Origin of the sequence: Roseobacter ponti (genome assembly GCF_012932215.1) — a bacterium.
Lineage (GTDB): Bacteria > Pseudomonadota > Alphaproteobacteria > Rhodobacterales > Rhodobacteraceae > Roseobacter > Roseobacter ponti.
On record NZ_CP048788.1, the window covers coordinates 3,030,623 to 3,045,236 of the forward strand.

General features: G+C 61.6%; 16 protein-coding genes. 5 read left to right on the forward strand and 11 right to left on the reverse strand.

The genetic code is table 11. The features are described from left to right. Nucleotides 1–17: 17 nt before the first annotated feature. Entirely contained in the window at nt 18–941 is a 924-nt protein-coding gene (locus tag G3256_RS14430; protein ID WP_169641495.1) for a transcriptional regulator GcvA, read from the forward strand. Between the two features lie 73 nt (nt 942–1,014). On the opposite strand, the gene G3256_RS14435 is transcribed toward G3256_RS14430, so the two are convergent. From G3256_RS14435 to G3256_RS14445, 3 genes are all read right to left on the reverse strand, one after another. Next, a complete protein-coding gene (locus G3256_RS14435; protein ID WP_169641496.1) occupies nt 1,015–1,179 on the reverse strand; it encodes a YdcH family protein in 165 nt (54 codons plus the stop codon). A gap of 114 nt (nt 1,180–1,293) precedes the next feature. Further along, the gene (locus tag G3256_RS14440) at nt 1,294–2,034 is read right to left on the reverse strand and encodes a tRNA1(Val) (adenine(37)-N6)-methyltransferase (RefSeq protein WP_169641497.1); all 741 of its coding nucleotides are present in this window, start codon (nt 2,032–2,034) and stop codon (nt 1,294–1,296) included. After that, nucleotides 2,031–2,246, reverse strand: a complete 216-nt coding sequence (locus G3256_RS14445) for a putative signal transducing protein (RefSeq protein WP_169641498.1) — start codon at nt 2,244–2,246, stop codon at nt 2,031–2,033. Before G3256_RS14445 ends, G3256_RS14440 begins: the two co-directional genes overlap by 4 nt. 56 nt (nt 2,247–2,302) lie before the next feature. Between G3256_RS14445 and G3256_RS14450 the strand changes: the two genes are divergently transcribed. Next, nucleotides 2,303–3,304, forward strand: a complete 1,002-nt coding sequence (locus G3256_RS14450) for a polyprenyl synthetase family protein (protein WP_206040743.1) — start codon at nt 2,303–2,305, stop codon at nt 3,302–3,304. Here the strand turns inward: G3256_RS14450 and G3256_RS14455 are convergent, their stop codons facing one another. The 4 genes from G3256_RS14455 to soxR form a co-directional block, all read right to left on the reverse strand. Beyond that, complete coding sequence (locus tag G3256_RS14455; protein WP_169641499.1) at nt 3,305–4,186, reverse strand: 4-(cytidine 5'-diphospho)-2-C-methyl-D-erythritol kinase; 882 nt, start codon at nt 4,184–4,186, stop codon at nt 3,305–3,307. Nucleotides 4,187–4,200: 14 nt separating this feature from the next. Next, entirely contained in the window at nt 4,201–5,907 is a 1,707-nt protein-coding gene (locus G3256_RS14460; protein ID WP_169641500.1) for a tetratricopeptide repeat protein, read from the reverse strand. Between the two features lie 153 nt (nt 5,908–6,060). Next, complete coding sequence (locus G3256_RS14465) at nt 6,061–7,710, reverse strand: electron transfer flavoprotein-ubiquinone oxidoreductase (RefSeq protein ID WP_169641501.1); 1,650 nt, start codon at nt 7,708–7,710, stop codon at nt 6,061–6,063. Nucleotides 7,711–7,872: 162 nt separating this feature from the next. Beyond that, complete coding sequence (soxR, locus tag G3256_RS14470) at nt 7,873–8,325, reverse strand: redox-sensitive transcriptional activator SoxR (RefSeq protein ID WP_169641502.1); 453 nt, start codon at nt 8,323–8,325, stop codon at nt 7,873–7,875. A gap of 76 nt (nt 8,326–8,401) precedes the next feature. Here soxR and G3256_RS14475 point away from each other — a divergent pair, with 76 nt between their 5' ends. From G3256_RS14475 to G3256_RS14485, 3 genes are all read left to right on the forward strand, one after another. Then, nucleotides 8,402–8,782, forward strand: coding sequence for a VOC family protein (locus G3256_RS14475; protein ID WP_169641503.1), 381 nt, complete (start codon nt 8,402–8,404; stop codon nt 8,780–8,782). Between the two features lie 145 nt (nt 8,783–8,927). Continuing rightward, nucleotides 8,928–9,398, forward strand: a complete 471-nt coding sequence (gene greA, locus G3256_RS14480) for a transcription elongation factor GreA (protein ID WP_169641504.1) — start codon at nt 8,928–8,930, stop codon at nt 9,396–9,398. A gap of 14 nt (nt 9,399–9,412) precedes the next feature. Next, a complete protein-coding gene (locus G3256_RS14485) occupies nt 9,413–10,456 on the forward strand; it encodes a hypothetical protein (protein WP_169641505.1) in 1,044 nt (347 codons plus the stop codon). A gap of 20 nt (nt 10,457–10,476) precedes the next feature. On the opposite strand, the gene G3256_RS14490 is transcribed toward G3256_RS14485, so the two are convergent. The 4 genes from G3256_RS14490 to G3256_RS14505 are packed head-to-tail and all read right to left on the reverse strand — an operon-like array spanning nt 10,477 to nt 14,577. Beyond that, nucleotides 10,477–12,600 (reverse strand): molybdenum cofactor synthesis domain-containing protein, encoded by a 2,124-nt coding sequence (locus G3256_RS14490; protein WP_169641506.1) that lies wholly within the window; start codon nt 12,598–12,600, stop codon nt 10,477–10,479. After that, entirely contained in the window at nt 12,597–13,088 is a 492-nt protein-coding gene (gene mobB / locus G3256_RS14495; protein WP_169641507.1) for a molybdopterin-guanine dinucleotide biosynthesis protein B, read from the reverse strand. Before mobB ends, G3256_RS14490 begins: the two co-directional genes overlap by 4 nt. Further along, on the reverse strand, nt 13,085–13,693 hold the full coding sequence (gene mobA / locus G3256_RS14500; RefSeq protein WP_169641508.1) for a molybdenum cofactor guanylyltransferase MobA: 609 nt from the start codon (nt 13,691–13,693) through the stop codon (nt 13,085–13,087). The genes mobB and mobA overlap by 4 nt, the downstream gene beginning before the upstream one ends. Beyond that, nucleotides 13,690–14,577, reverse strand: a complete 888-nt coding sequence (locus G3256_RS14505; protein WP_169641509.1) for a formate dehydrogenase accessory sulfurtransferase FdhD — start codon at nt 14,575–14,577, stop codon at nt 13,690–13,692. The genes mobA and G3256_RS14505 overlap by 4 nt, the downstream gene beginning before the upstream one ends. Nucleotides 14,578–14,614: the final 37 nt, after the last annotated feature.

Consider the following 14,614-nt stretch of genomic DNA (forward strand, 5'->3'; position numbering starts at 1 on the left):
AGTTATACTTAAGTGGTATGTCTGATCGCCTGCCTCCGCTCACAGCCCTGCGCGCCTTTGATGCCGCGGCCAGGCACATGTCGTTTGCCAAAGCGGCCGAGGAACTCTCCGTCACCCCGGCGGCCCTGAGTTTTCAGATCAAATCTCTTGAAGAACATCTGGGCGCGCCGCTTTTTCGCCGCCTGAACCGGGCGGTGGAGCTGACAGAAGCCGGCGCTGCCCTGGCCCCCGGTGCCGAGGACGGATTCAACACGCTTGGCGCTGCCTGGCGCGCCGCACGACGTTTGCAGGACGAACAGACGCTGACAGTCACCGCAGGCCCCGCTTTCACTGCGAAATGGCTGGCGCCGCGGCTCTATGAATTTGCTCAGTTGCACCCGGAGGTCGAACTGCGGTTTTCGGCGTCTCTGCGGATTATGGACTTTGCACGCGATGGCATTGACGTGGCGATCCGGTTCGGCCGTGGTGATGACCCGGGGCTTTACTCCCTGCCGCTTGCGGAAGAGTGGATCGCACCCGTCATGACCCCCGCGATGGCGCGGCAGTATCCGGATGCGCAGAGCCTCACCAAAGCGCCGCTTATTTTTGACGATTCGATCCGGTTTCTGGACCCGCCCTGCGACTGGCCGGCCTGGTTCCGGGCAATGGGGATAGACTATGAACCCGACCACGGGCCGCGGTTCAGTCAGGCGGATCACGCGATCGATGCAGCACTCGCCGGGGTCGGCGTGGTCCTGGGACGCCGTGCGCTGGTGGTGAAAGACATCGCCGAAGGGCGGCTGGTTATGCCCTGCAGGACGGCAATCCGGACGGGTGCGCGTTTCCGTTTTCTATGCCCCAAAGGCACAGAAGACAGACCCCAGGTCAAAGCTTTCCGGGAATGGATGCTGAATGAAATCGGCAAAACCGCGTATATCACTGATGAGCTGACGCTGGTCTGAGGCTCTCTGTGAAGGGTCGGGGTGTGCCGGACGTCGGGCGGCGCGCTCTCTTCGCGCACGCCCGGTTGTTCCGTCAGTTTGTCAGACGGGCGATTTCTTCTTTTATTTTCAGTTTTTGTTTTTTGAGGCTGGCGATTGCCAGATCATCAGCACCGGGGGCGCGTTGCGCTTCTTCTACGGCGTGACTGAGGGTTTGATGCTTCTTTTTCAGTTGATCGACATGTGCGGTTACGCTCATTCAGTCCTCCTGTTTGTCAGCGGTTACGACACTAAGTTGATCACAACATGCGATTCAAGTCACGCCGCAACCGCAGCATGGGCATGAGAACCCTTAAAATCTGCTTAATTCTGCTCAGAAAGTGAGTGCTGCCCCATCGCGCAGTACCGCACGCACCGCCGGCACGTAGCTGTCCGCATCTTTCGTATGCCTGGCTCCTTCGTGCAGGACAAGCGGAGCATGCAGCACGAAAGCGCCCCGTCCCGATTTGCGCGCACGCAGGATGGCAAGCTCCGGCCTGCGGCCTTCACGTGCCGTGAGCGGCAGGACCTCGACGCTGCCCATATCGTGGTCGAGGGCGCCCAGAATGTCAGGCAGCCGCTCAATGCGGTGAATAAAATGCGCATAGCCTTTCGGAGCGAGACGCCGCCCCGCCACCCGCACCCATTTTTCCAGAGGCACGCTTTCGCCCAGGGCCGTCTCACGCCCCTCATCGCGCCCCGCGCGACGCCGTCGCGGGTCGAAATAGGGCGGGTTGGCGATCACGTGGTCAAACTGGCGTTGTCTGAGCCCGGCCGGCAGATCAGCAACATCGCCGGTAAAGACCTCAAAGGTTTCCCCACCGTTGCGCCGGGCCAGAGCCGCGTACCCGGGTTGCAGCTCAACGCCCGCCAGTTTCAGGCCGGGCACACGCGCCCCGAGGCACAGTGCCGCAGCACCCGTCCCGCATCCCAGATCCAGCACAGACTGGCCCGCCACGGCCTTCACCGATGCCGCCAGCAGTACCGGGTCGACACCAGCGCGGTACCCGGACACCGGTTGCAGAAGATGGAGCTTTCCGCCCAGAAATGCGTCGCGTGTGAGCTCTTCGGTCATCGCCCCAGCGGGATTTCATTGTCACGCATCACCCGTTCTGCGGCGATATGATCATCCGCGCGGACCATCAGGCGACGCGGGAAGATTCCTATGCCGCCTTCGAGCACGCTCATGTTTACGTCCAGCGCGAAGCAGTCTATATCTTCGCCCTGAAGAAGGGCCGTCGCAAAGGCGATAATCGTCGGGTCGGTGCTGCGCAAAAGTTCCTTCATATCAGGGATGTACGTCAATGCAGGCGGGGATGTCGAGACTTGCGGATGACAAGAGTATGCTGAAGTCGGAAAATTCACAAAAACCGCATGACCGGATGGCTGCATGGCTGGCATCCGACATGGAGGCCGTAAATACGCTGATCCGCACGCGCATGGCATCAGAGCATGCCCCGCGCATCCCGGAGGTCACAGCGCATCTGGTGGATGCAGGCGGCAAACGCCTGCGCCCGATGCTGACACTGGCCGCAGCGCATCTGTGTGGCTATGAGGGCCCCTATCACATCCATCTCGCAGCCACGGTCGAGTTCATACACACGGCCACTCTGCTGCATGATGATGTGGTCGATGAAAGCGGACAGCGGCGCGGGCGCCCGACGGCTAACCTTCTGTGGGATAACAAGTCTTCTGTTCTTGTGGGCGATTATCTCTTTTCACGCAGTTTTCAGCTGATGGTCGAAACGGGGTCTCTGCGGGTGCTGGATATTCTGTCGAATGCTTCTGCCACGATTGCCGAAGGAGAAGTTCTGCAGCTCACCGCCAGCCAGGATCTTGCAACCACCGAAGCGGTTTATCTGCAGGTGGTACGCGGTAAAACGGCGGCGCTTTTCTCCGCGGCTACCGAAGTGGGCGGGGTGATCGCCGGGGCACCGGATGCTCAGGTCCGGGCGCTTTATGACTACGGCGATGCGCTCGGCATTGCATTCCAGATTGTTGACGATCTGCTGGATATGCAGGGTGATCCCGGCGCAACCGGCAAGAATATAGGCGACGATTTCCGCGAGCGGAAGCTGACGATGCCGCTGATCAAAGCAGTGGCGCGGGCGGACACCGAAGAGCGCGCGTTCTGGCAGCGCACGATTGAGCGCGGCAAACAGGAAGACGGCGATCTGGATCATGCGATAGCACTTTTGCACAAGCACAACGCGCTGATCGACACAGCGGCCGAGGCACGTCGCTGGGCCGCAAAGGCCCGTGAGGCGCTGGCTCCCCTGCCCGATCACGATATCAAAGGAATGCTGTCCGATCTGGCGGATTACGTTGTCGAGCGCATCCGCTGATCAGCCGTCCTGCGGCAGAACCACCGGGTTAAATCCGGCCTTAAGCCGGTTGGCTGGCATCACCCACCATCCGGGTTGTTCGGTACGCAGGTGGCTGACCGCCGCATCACGCGTACTGACGTCCGAGAAGATCGCAAAACAGGTCGCACCGGAGCCCGACATGCGCGCCAGCAGCGTGCCCGGCCTCTCATTCAGCGCCGCCAGAACATCACCGATCACCGGTTCTGCTGCAATGGCGGGTGGCTGAAGATCGTTGCGCTGCTCAGCGAGCCAGGCGAGCCGTGTCCGGTTGTCGCCGCTCATCGGAAATTCCCCCTGCATCGGCGCGTTCTGCTTTTCTCTCAGCCCAGAGAAAACCCGCGCTGTGGGCACTGCCACGCGCGGATTAACGAGCACCACAGGCCAGTCCGGCGGCGGCCCGAGCAGTGTCAGATCACCGCCGATGCCCTGCATGCGCACCAGCTGATTGTGCTGGCACACGGGCACATCCGCACCCAGAACCAGCTGATCCGCCGGGTCCGGCATGGACGCTCCGGACAGCAGGCTGAGCCCGCGCAGGCAGGCAGCGGCATCCGACGAACCGCCACCGATACCCGCCGCGGCAGGAAGGTGTTTTTCAAGCGTTATCTGCGCTGTGATCCCCGCTACACCGGCCGCTTTCAGCACCAGATTGCTGAGATCCGTTGGCACCCCTCCTGCCATCGGCCCGGTCACCTCCAGATAGCTCTCAGATGCCTCACGCAGGGTCAGTGTATCAGCCGGGCTGCAGAGCATGACCAGGGAATCAAGAAGGTGATACCCGTCGGGTTGTTGCCCCGTCACGTGCAGTGCAAGGTTGATCTTGGCCGGCGCGGAAACGCGGACAACCCGCCGGGTGTGCATGGCTCTGCGCCCCGTCAGTCGCGCGCGATCTTCAGGGGCTCGGAGCCTTCTTCCGAGAGCACGGCGTCAAGCCCGATCTCCAGTTTGCGGCGGATGCGATCAGGGTCAGCATCATCCGAGCTGTCCGTGCGGCCGACGAACGACAGCGCCCGGGCCCACTGAAACTCCGCCTCGCGGATGCGTCCGACGGCCCAGTATACATCGCCGAGGTGGTCGTTGACGACCGGATCCACCGCCATAAGCTCAACGGCGCGTTCCATATGCGGCACCGCTTCTTCATAGCGGCCAAGCCGGTACAGCGCCCAGCCGAGCGAGTCGATGATATAACCGCTGTCCGGGCTGGCGGCGACGGCTTCTTCGATCATGCCGAGCGCTTCGTCCAGCTTGATCTGTTTCTCAACCAGGGAGTAACCCAGATAGTTCAGGACCTGTGGCTGGCCGGGGTTGATCTCAAGTGCCGCCCGGAAATCGCTTTCTGCCTGCTCCCAGTTGCCCAGACGTTCATGACAGATCGCGCGGGCATAATGCAGAAACCAGCTTGAAGCGCCGGTGTCATCGGCAATCTCCACCGCGCGGTCATACGAGAGCACCGCCTGGTCGAACTGGTCCTGCTGGCGGTAAATGTCGCCAAGGGCGGAATGCACGGTTGCCAGCAATCCGTGACTGCGAGAAAGCTGTTCGAGCACCTCTATCGCAGCCTCAGGCTTATCGGACCGGCGCAGGGCAGCGGCGCGGCCAAGTTCTGCGGCGTGATAGGCGGGGTCATCCGCCGGCACGAGCCGGTAGACGTCAATCGCCAGGCCGTACTGCTCCATATTTTCAAGAAGCTCTGCAGTCAGCAGCAGGGCATCAACGTGACCCGGACGCAGGATGCGGGCTGCCTGAGCGTAGAGCACGGTATATTCCGCACTCGTCTCGCCGCGCAGGGCGGCTGAGACAGTATAAAAAACTTCAGCAAAACCATCCTGGACGGAAGTTACATGACTGAACGGCAAAGGCTCTGCGGCTTGCAGCGTTGCGACAACAGTATCGATCTCGGGGTCCGTGGCGCCGGCAAACATGGTCTGCAACAGCTCCTGCGCCTCGTCGAACCGCTCCAGCTGAGACAGGATTTCGACACGGGCAATAACACCGCGGCGGGTCTGCAGTGCTGCACCGGCGCTGTCGGCGGCAAAGATCGCCTCTGCCCCCTCAAAATCACCCACCGAGGCCAGCGCCATCGCTTTGTGGAACAATGCAAATCCCTGCAGGCCAACTTCTTCGGACAGCGCATCGAAGGCCGCGAGTGCCTCGCTGACCTCGCCTTTGCCCATATAGGCCCAGGCCTGCAGCAGTCCGTCCACCAGCGGGCCGATCCCGCGGCCTTCGGTCTGCGGATCCAGCATGCCGTCAAAATCGCCTTCGCGGATGCTGTCAATTTTCAGTACAAGATCAGCAATCTGGCTGGTCTCGCCGGTGCTGATCAGGGTGCGCGCGACAGGTATGGATTTATCGATCTCCCCCAGCGCAAGCTGCGCCACCACGACGCTTTCCATGAGCTGCACGTTCAGCGGATCACGGGCCAGAGCGCGGGTGAAATAAGACGCTGCCTGTTCAAAATCGTTTTCAATGGCTGCGGCGCGCGCGGCAAGATAGGGACCTGCGACTGACTGTGCGGAAAGCGGCGCCGCAAGCGACAGCGAAAGTGCCACGGCGGCAAATGTATGGGTCAGGCGAGGCATGAGTTTGTACCCTTATTTTTGACTGCGCGGGCAGGCTAGCACGTTCGCAGGCAGGCGCAATGGTCCCGCAAACCTGCGGGGGGCGACTATTGCGCACAGACAACCGTTTTGCCGGTCTGACAGGCGATCGCGCGCCGACGGACCCGCTTTGCGTCACATATTGGGGTAATTCGGTCCGTCGCCGCCCTGCGGTGTGGTCCAGACGATATTCTGTGCAGGATCTTTGATGTCACAGGTCTTACAGTGCACGCAGTTCTGGAAGTTGATCACAAAACGGGTGTCTTTGCCCGCCTCTTCCACGAACTCATAAACCCCGGCCGGGCAGTACCGCGCCGAGGGGCCCGCGTATTTCGGCAGGTTGCTTTCGACGGGCACGGAGGCATCCTTCAGCGTCAGATGCGCAGGCTGGTTTTCTTCATGATTGGTGAAGGAGAAAGCCACGTTTGTCAGCCGGTCAAAGGACAGTTTTCCGTCGGGTTTCGGGTAATCGATGACTTTGTGCTTTGATGCTTCTTCGGTGGCCTCAGCGTCGGTTTTGCCATGCCCCATGGTGCCGAGCAGCGAGAACCCCAGGGTATTCGTCCACATATCGAACCCACCCAGTGCCAGACTGGCGGTCAGCCCGCGTTTTGACCACAACGGCTTAACATTGCGCACCTTTTTCAGGTCCTGTCCGATGGCTCCCTCGCGTACGGTGGTCTCATAATCGTTGAGTTCATCGCCGCTGCGTTCTGCAGAAATCGCGGCGGATGCGGCTTCGGCGGCTGCCATGCCAGAGAGCATCGCGTTATGATTGCCCTTGATGCGCGGTACGTTGACCATGCCCACCGAACAGCCCAGCAGAGCGACACCGGGTGCCACCATTCTGGGCATTGACTGGTATCCGCCTTCGCTGATCGCGCGCGCGCCATAGGCCACGCGTTTGCCGCCTTCCAGCAGATCCGCGACCATCGGATGGTGCTTGAAACGCTGGAATTCCATATACGGGAAAAGATGCGGGTTTTTGTAGTTCAGGTGAACTACGAAACCAACGTAAACCTGATTATTTTCAAGATGATAGATAAAGGAACCACCGCCCGCGTTGCTGCCCAGCGGCCAGCCCATCGTGTGTGTAACCGAGCCCTCTTTGTGTTTGGCCGGGTCAATCTCCCAGATCTCTTTCATGCCGAGACCGTATTTCTGCGGCTCGCGGCCGTCTCTGAGCTCGTATTTTTCGATGACCTGTTTTGACAGAGACCCGCGCACTCCCTCACTGAGGAAGACGTATTTGCCGTGCAGCTCCATGCCCGGCTCGTAGCTGTCGCCCCTGGTGCCGTCAGGGTTCCTGCCGAACTCGCCTGCAACGACGCCTTTGACCTCGCCGTTCTCACCATAGACCAGCTCAGAGCAGGACATTCCGGGGAAAATCTCGACACCCAGTTCTTCGGCCTGCTCCGCCATCCAGCGGCAGACATTGCCCATGGAGACGATGTAGTTGCCGTGGTTGTTCATCAGCGGCGGCATCGGCCAGTTCGGAATGCGCAGCTGTCCTGCTTCACCCAGCATATAGAAGTTATCGTCTTTCACAGGAACGTTAAGGGGGGCGCCTTTGGCTTTCCAGTCGGGTATCAGCGCGTTGAGACCGGAGGGGTCCAGCACCGCACCGGAGAGGATATGCGCGCCGACCTCGGATCCTTTTTCCAGCACCACGACGTTACAGTCGGCATTAAGCTGTTTGAGGCGGATCGCTGCGGAAAGTCCCGCTGGCCCTGCACCAACAATTACAACATCGTATTCCATTGCTTCGCGTTGCGTGTCAGTCATCGGTCGGCTTCCCTTCTGTGACAGTCCGGCATGGCACTCCCGGATCAGTAATCGCTCGCGATTGGCTAAACCAGGCGTTAGCACAATGCAATCGCAACGGAGCGTCAAAACCGCCCGCCAACTCTTTTCGCGGCCGGTTTTTGTGCACGTACCGCCGCGTGGTCAGCCGGGCCGGTCACCCATGAGATAGCGGGGACCGGGGCCCTTCTCCGCCACTTTGTCAGCGGGGTTGTAGAGCGCGCAGGTGGGCAGGCTCAGGCATCCACAGCCGATGCATCCGTCCAGATTATCCCGCAGCCGCTCCAGCGTTTCGATCCGCGCGTTCAGCCTTGCACGAAAGCGGGTGGATATCCTCTTCCAGTCGGCTTTCGTCGGCGTCCGCCCGCCAGGCAGATGATCAAGCTCCCGGCGAATTTCAGGCAGCGTAAAGCCGAACTGCCGGGCAATGATTACAAAGCTGAGGCGACGAAGGTCCGAGCGTTCGAACCGCCGCTGTCCGCCCGGATTGCGCCAGGGCCGGATTAGCCCCTGTTCCTCGTAATAGCGGATTGCAGAAACCGCGAGGCCGGTTCTCTGCGCCAGCGCACCAATGCTCAATCCGTCGCGTCCCGCCATGACAGACCCCTTGACCTCAAGTTAGCTTGAGGAATTACGATGACGGGAATCATACAACAGAACAAGGAAATTCCCGATGCCCGCCGAACTGGAACACGCAAACATCACCGTCTCCGACGCCACAGCCACCGCTGCATGGATGAGCGGGCTTTTTGACTGGCACATCCGCTGGCAGGGCCCGAGCCTTGATGGCGGAATTTCCGTTCATGTCGGTACGGAGCGCACGTATATCGCGCTTTATCAGCCCTCCCGGACTACACAGGAGGGCGACAACAGCTACACAACACGCGGCGGGCTGAACCATCTTGCTGTGACCGTAGATGATATCGCGGCAACAGAAAAAGCCGTCAGCAAAGCAGGTTTCACTGCGGTGAATCATGCGGATTATGAACCGGGGCTTCGGTTTTACTTCCACGATCATGACGGGATCGAGTACGAGGTCGTACAATACACCTGAGCCCCCGCAGCAGCCGCCAAAACCCGCCGGCTGCCCGTTGCACCCCCTTGCAATTCACCCCGCCCTCAGGTCAGGTAGGAACCATCTGAGATCCGCGGCCCCCCGGCGACACCGGGCGGGCCGCTGTAATTCGTGGAAGGCGCCGATGGACAAGATACCGATGACCCGCAAAGGACATGCTGAACTTGAGGCTGAACTCAAGCAGCTGAAGTCCGTGGAACGTCCGGCGATCATCAAGGCGATTGCCGAAGCGCGCGAGCACGGCGATCTGTCTGAGAATGCCGAGTACCATTCTGCACGCGAAAAGCAGTCTTTTATCGAAGGCCGTGTTAAAGAGCTCGAAGGTGTTCTGGGCCTTGCAGAGGTGATCGATCCGTCAAAGATGTCGGGCACGATCAAATTCGGTGCGACCGTGACCCTCGTGGATGAAGACACGGATGAGGAAAAAACCTGGCAGATCGTCGGCGAACACGAGGCCAGCATCGAAAAAGGTCTGCTGAACATCAAATCGCCCATTGCACGGGCGCTGATTGGTAAGGATGAGGGCGACAGCGTTGAAGTGCGCACGCCCGGCGGGGAGAAATCCTACGAGGTTCTCAAAATCGTTTACGCCTGACAGGACCAGCTGACATGGCCGACCAAAGACCTGACGAGGAAGATGCACCGGCCCAGGCGCGGCCAACGCCGCTGGGCATCTATGACCGCCCGCAGACCGAAGGCATCACCAACATCGAAATCATCGCCATCGCGCTTTCGGTGTTCTGGCTGCTGGCGTCGGGGTTGTTTTTCCTGCTGATGCCGTCGGGCGACGGAAATGCGGAGCCGGGCAGCATGAGTTTCGTGATGGTGATGCTGTCGGTGTTTATGCCGGTCGGTATGATCTGGGTCGCCGCCACAGCCGCACGGTCGAGCCGGGTGATGCGCGAGGAAAGCCAGCGTCTGCAAACCGCAATCGACGCCATACGCCATGCCTATATCGCACAGAACCATGCCGCCGGCGCCGGCAGTGATGCGGCCTCTATCACCCGTAAGCTCGACGAAATTGCTGCTGCTGCGCGTAAAACTGAAACTGTACTGGCAACTTTCACGTCGCGACGCGAGCCCGAGGGTGCCCCGCAGAATGCCCGCGTTGCACCTGCACCGCAGCCGGTCGATGACCAGCCGGTGCTTGCCCTTGGCACCCCTTCCGAGGATATCGCTCCGCCGCTTGCCACAGCCGATTTTATCCGCGCGCTCAACTTTCCGGAAACCTCGGAAGATGAGGCCGGGTTCTCAGCGCTGCGCCGCGCGCTGCGTGACCGGCCTGCCGCACAGCTGATCCAGGCGGCCCAGGATGTGCTCACCCTGCTCAGCCAGGACGGGATATACATGGACGACCTGCAGCCGGACCGGGCGCGGACCGAAGTCTGGCGTCAGTTTGCCCGGGGTGTGCGGGGCCGTCCGGTGGCCTCGCTCGGAGGGATCCGTGACCGGTCTTCACTGGCGCTGACGGCAGGGCGCATGAAACAGGACCCGATTTTCCGCGACGCCGCGCATCACTTTCTGCGCCGGTTTGACAAGACCTTCGTCGCTTTTGAAGACGGTGCTTCGGATGCGGATATTTCTGCGCTGGCCGAGACGAGGACTGCGCGGGCCTTTATGCTGCTCGGGCGCGTTGCCGGTACCTTCGACTGACGGGCCCCTGCCCGGTCGGTTCAGAGCCCGAAACCTGAAAAGGGGATGTATCGCACCTGAACACCAGGTGTAATCGTCGCGGCACCGGGCGGCAGTTCCACAAGGCCCTCCGCCCAGGACAACCCGCTGATGCGCCCGGAACCTTCCGAGGCAAAAACCTCCGCCGCACCGTCACGGATCCGCGCGCGCAGATACTCCGTGCGCCCGGATTTTTTCTTTTTGCTGAAGGCCGCCGGCACCATAAAGCCCTGCGGTCCGGACCAGCGACCACCGGCCATCACCGACAGCGCCGGGCGCGCAAATATCAGTGCGCATACCATTGCCGCCACCGGGTTACCGGGCAGGCCAAAGACCGGCACTCCGTTCCACATCCCCAGCGCCAGCGGTCGCCCCGGTTTTACGGCAATGCGCCAGAGCTGCATCGTACCGGTCTCCTGCAGCAGCGCTGAGACATGATCCTCATCACCCGCCGATGCGCCGCCGCTGGTGAGGATAACATCCGCCCGGCGCGATGCCTCATCAAGCCGGGCCCGCAATTCCGCGCGGTTATCCCCAACGCGGCCCATGTCCACACCGGTATGGTCACAGCGCCGGATCAGCTCCAGCAGCATCGGGCGGTTTGCATCAAAAATCTGTCCGTCTGCTGCCGTTTCACCAGCTTCGACCAGTTCCGCGCCGGTCGAGAGCACAGCAACACGCAGCGGGTCATGCACCTGCACCTCGCGCGTACCGGTTGCTGCCAGCAAAGCCGCCTCGGCCGGACCGATCCGCAGCCCGCCGGCCAGAACCTGCGCGCCGGCTTTGATATCCTCTCCGGCTTTGCGGGTGTTGGCACCCGCTTTGACCGGACCGTGCAGCACAACATGACCGTCCGTGATCCGCACGTCTTCCTGCAGGACTACGGTGTCGATACCGGCAGGCAGGGCGGCCCCGGTCAGAACGCGCAGGGCGTGGCCAGGGGTAAGAACACCGGGCGCATCGCCCGCGGCGGCACGACCTGTGGCCAGAGGCAGCCGGTGCAACCCCTCAGGCAGACCGCCGGCAAAGCCGTACCCGTCCACAGCCGTATTCGGCAGCGGCGGGTTGGCACGTGCGGCCAGCACCCCTGCTGCGGTGATGCGCCCGGTCGCCTCCCCCACCGGCACGCGGCGCACCGGGGTAACGGGAGTGAGATTACGCTTCAGATGGTCCAGCGCCTCGTCCACCGGGGTCCAGTGGACACCGGGCGGCAGAGCAAAGCAGTCGTTGCGCAGGGGGGGCACGTCGCGATCAGTGGCGGCCAGTTCAGACAACCGCGCCGCGTGGCCGGCCCCGAGAATCCATGCTTCTTCGCACGCCTCGTCCGGATACTCCTCCAGCATCGCCTGCAACTCAGGCGCCCCGAGTGCGGAGAGCGCACGCGACAGAGCCGTCACCTGAACGGCATCCCTGATGGACCCGGCAGGGGCTGTCGCCAGTGCTGTGCGCACTGCCGGTTCAATCAGTCCCGGCCAGATCTCGGCCAGCACAACAGGTGCTTCCTGCCAGTCGGTGAACGGCCAGACCGCTACGCCCGCCAGTCTGCGCAGGCGCGCCAGAACCGGCAGCCCCATAAGGATCTGACTGCCGACGGTGGGGTTGTAGAAAAGCTGGAAACAGCTCGATGAGGCGCCTGATTTCAGGTCGCAGCTGCGCCGCTCTGAGACCACATCATATCGGATGCCTTCTTTGCGGTAGGGAATGCCGGGCCAGCGGTCTTTGTGCGATTTGCCCCAGAACGGCCCTGCCCCTTCAAAGATCGCGTTCATCTCTTCGGCGATGTCAAATCGGTTATTAGTACTGTCAGGGTGATCGGTGATCCGGGCCTCGAACCAGTCCCAGAGATCAAGCGGATCATCTGAGCCTGTCACCCTGCGGGCAAAGCCTCGCGGATAGCCGAAGGGAAAGTCAAACCCGACCAGAAGGCGCCGTCCTGCGGCCTGTTCCTCCCTGATGATCGAAGCGATGCGTGCCTCTGCGCTGTGCCGGTCGCGGCAGTATTCAGGCTCTGCCGGTTCGCCGTTCCGTACGATCCCCAGCCAGATAGCGTCCTTTTTCGGCCGGGTCGGCCCACGGGTTGAGGCCGCAGACCAGTCTACTGTCAGAAAGCTCTGAAAGCCCGTCACAGGCAAGTCTCCTGCAGGATAAAATCAGCAATCGCCGGCGCGTCGTTAAGGTCAAAAACCGGGCGGTCGAGTTTCATCGGCGTGTCACTGGCAACGGCACGGATTGTCGGATCATCAGGTGCGATCAGAGGGTTGCCTGTCTCTGCGCGGAAGGCTTCGATCTTTGGGTGCGCATCACGTTTGTAACCTTCGATCAGCACAAGATCGACCGGCGAAAGTCTGGAAAGCAGTTCATCCAGTGAAGGCTCGGGTGTGCCGCGCAGCTCGTGCATCAGAGCAACGCGTCTGCGCGAGGCCAGCAGCACCTCACTGGCTCCGGCGGTGCGATGGCGATAGCTGTCCTTGCCCGGGTGATCCACATCGAAAACATGATGCGCATGCTTAACCGTCGAGACCGAAAACCCGCGCCCGCAGATTTCCGACACCAGCCGCTCCATAAGCCCCGTCTTGCCCGCGTTCTTCCAGCCGACAACGCCGTAAATCTTCATAAGAGGCCTTCTGCACGTTTGAGGTCTTCAGGTGTATTGACGTTGAAAAAGGGATCGAAGCCTGCCACCGGGAAAAGCGCTTCCCGCCCGCCGTGACGGTCCGTCCAGAGCACGACCTTGCGCAGCCCGTCGTGCAGAGCGGCGCGCAGATCATCGCGCAACGCCACCGGCCAGAGACCAAAGGTCGGGTGGCGGACCTTGCCCCGCACGGGATCGGGGGTCGCGGCGAGCACCAGAGGATGCTGCATGCCTTCGGCCGCCATCAGCAGACGCGGCACCAGATCAGCCGGGAAAAACGGCGTGTCAGCCGCCGCCGTGACGATCATCTCATCACCCTGTTCTGCCGCCCGGTCGAGACCGGCAAGCACGCCGGCCAGCGGGCCTGCATAGCCATCAATGCTGTCGGCAAGGACCGGCAGACCGAGCGTTGCAAACCGCGCCGGATCTCCGTTTGCATTCAGGGCGAGACCTGCGACCTGCGGGGCCAGCCTGTCGATGACATGACCCAGCAGTGTCGTGCGGCCCAGCGGCAGCAGCCCCTTGTCGCCGCCGCCCATGCGGCTTGCGAGACCACCGGCGAGGATCACACCCGGCGGCTGTTTCATGCCGCCCCCCTGCGGCCGGCGCGACGCGGCTCATCGGGCACATCCGAGGGGTCCGCGTCGCGCACCAGGCGCTCTTCTCCGGCAAGACAGACAAACCGGCGCCCCTTCATCCGGCCGATGAGTGTCAGCCCGACCTCGCGGGCGATCTCAACGCCCCAGGCCGTAAAACCCGATCTGGAGGCCAGAACCGGAATGCCCATCATCGCTGTTTTGATTACCATCTCGGAGGTCAGACGGCCTGTGGTATAAAGGATCTTATCATCAGCAGCGACCTTTTCCGACAACATCCAGCCGGCGATTTTATCGACCGCATTGTGCCGGCCCACATCCTCCATATAGACCAGCGGGCGGTTCGCAGAGCAGAGCACAGTGCCGTGAATGGCGCCCGCCTCAAGATATAGCGACGGCGTACGGTTGATCCGCGCACTCAGACTGTAAAGCCAGCTTGTGCGCACCGGGGCAGGCGCCAGTTCCACGCCCTCAAGCCCCTCCATCATATCGCCGAAGACCGTCCCCACAGCACAGCCGCTGGTGCGGGTCTTTTTGCGCATCTTTTCCTCATAGTCCGTCTTACGCGCAGTGCGTACGATTACCGTTTCCAGCTCTTCGTCATAATCAGTGCCGGTGATCTCGTCGGCATCACTGATCATGCCCTGATTGCGCAGAAACCCCAGCGCCAGATAACCGGGATAATCGCCGATTGTCATAGCGGTCACGATCTCCTGTGCATTGAGGAAAATCGTCAGCGGCCGTTCCTCAACCACGCTGGCCGTCACGGCCACACCGTCCTGATCCGTACCCGCAACGGCCCGTGTCAGCCGCGGCGCCTGCGGGTCAGGTGCGATCAGGTAATCGCTGGTGTCATCTATCCTTGCCAATTGCATCCCCCCGGGCTCTGAGATAGGCCTCCCGCATAACTTT

What these genes read in the sequence shown, in the direction of transcription:
- G3256_RS14450 (WP_206040743.1), top strand. Translation starts at nt 2,303, where the DNA reads ATGCTGAAGTCGGAAAATTCACAAAAACCGCATGACCGGATGGCTGCA.
- G3256_RS14465 (WP_169641501.1), bottom strand. Translation starts at nt 7,710, where the DNA reads ATGACTGACACGCAACGCGAAGCAATGGAATACGATGTTGTAATTGTT.
- mobB (WP_169641507.1), bottom strand. Translation starts at nt 13,088, where the DNA reads ATGAAGATTTACGGCGTTGTCGGCTGGAAGAACGCGGGCAAGACGGGG.
- G3256_RS14435 (WP_169641496.1), bottom strand. Translation starts at nt 1,179, where the DNA reads ATGAGCGTAACCGCACATGTCGATCAACTGAAAAAGAAGCATCAAACC.
- G3256_RS14455 (WP_169641499.1), bottom strand. Translation starts at nt 4,186, where the DNA reads ATGCACACCCGGCGGGTTGTCCGCGTTTCCGCGCCGGCCAAGATCAAC.
- G3256_RS14430 (WP_169641495.1), top strand. Translation starts at nt 18, where the DNA reads ATGTCTGATCGCCTGCCTCCGCTCACAGCCCTGCGCGCCTTTGATGCC.
- mobA (WP_169641508.1), bottom strand. Translation starts at nt 13,693, where the DNA reads ATGAAACAGCCGCCGGGTGTGATCCTCGCCGGTGGTCTCGCAAGCCGC.
- G3256_RS14485 (WP_169641505.1), top strand. Translation starts at nt 9,413, where the DNA reads ATGGCCGACCAAAGACCTGACGAGGAAGATGCACCGGCCCAGGCGCGG.
- G3256_RS14445 (WP_169641498.1), bottom strand. Translation starts at nt 2,246, where the DNA reads ATGAAGGAACTTTTGCGCAGCACCGACCCGACGATTATCGCCTTTGCG.
- G3256_RS14440 (WP_169641497.1), bottom strand. Translation starts at nt 2,034, where the DNA reads ATGACCGAAGAGCTCACACGCGACGCATTTCTGGGCGGAAAGCTCCAT.
- G3256_RS14475 (WP_169641503.1), top strand. Translation starts at nt 8,402, where the DNA reads ATGCCCGCCGAACTGGAACACGCAAACATCACCGTCTCCGACGCCACA.
- G3256_RS14505 (WP_169641509.1), bottom strand. Translation starts at nt 14,577, where the DNA reads ATGCAATTGGCAAGGATAGATGACACCAGCGATTACCTGATCGCACCT.
- G3256_RS14460 (WP_169641500.1), bottom strand. Translation starts at nt 5,907, where the DNA reads ATGCCTCGCCTGACCCATACATTTGCCGCCGTGGCACTTTCGCTGTCG.
- greA (WP_169641504.1), top strand. Translation starts at nt 8,928, where the DNA reads ATGGACAAGATACCGATGACCCGCAAAGGACATGCTGAACTTGAGGCT.
- soxR (WP_169641502.1), bottom strand. Translation starts at nt 8,325, where the DNA reads ATGGCGGGACGCGACGGATTGAGCATTGGTGCGCTGGCGCAGAGAACC.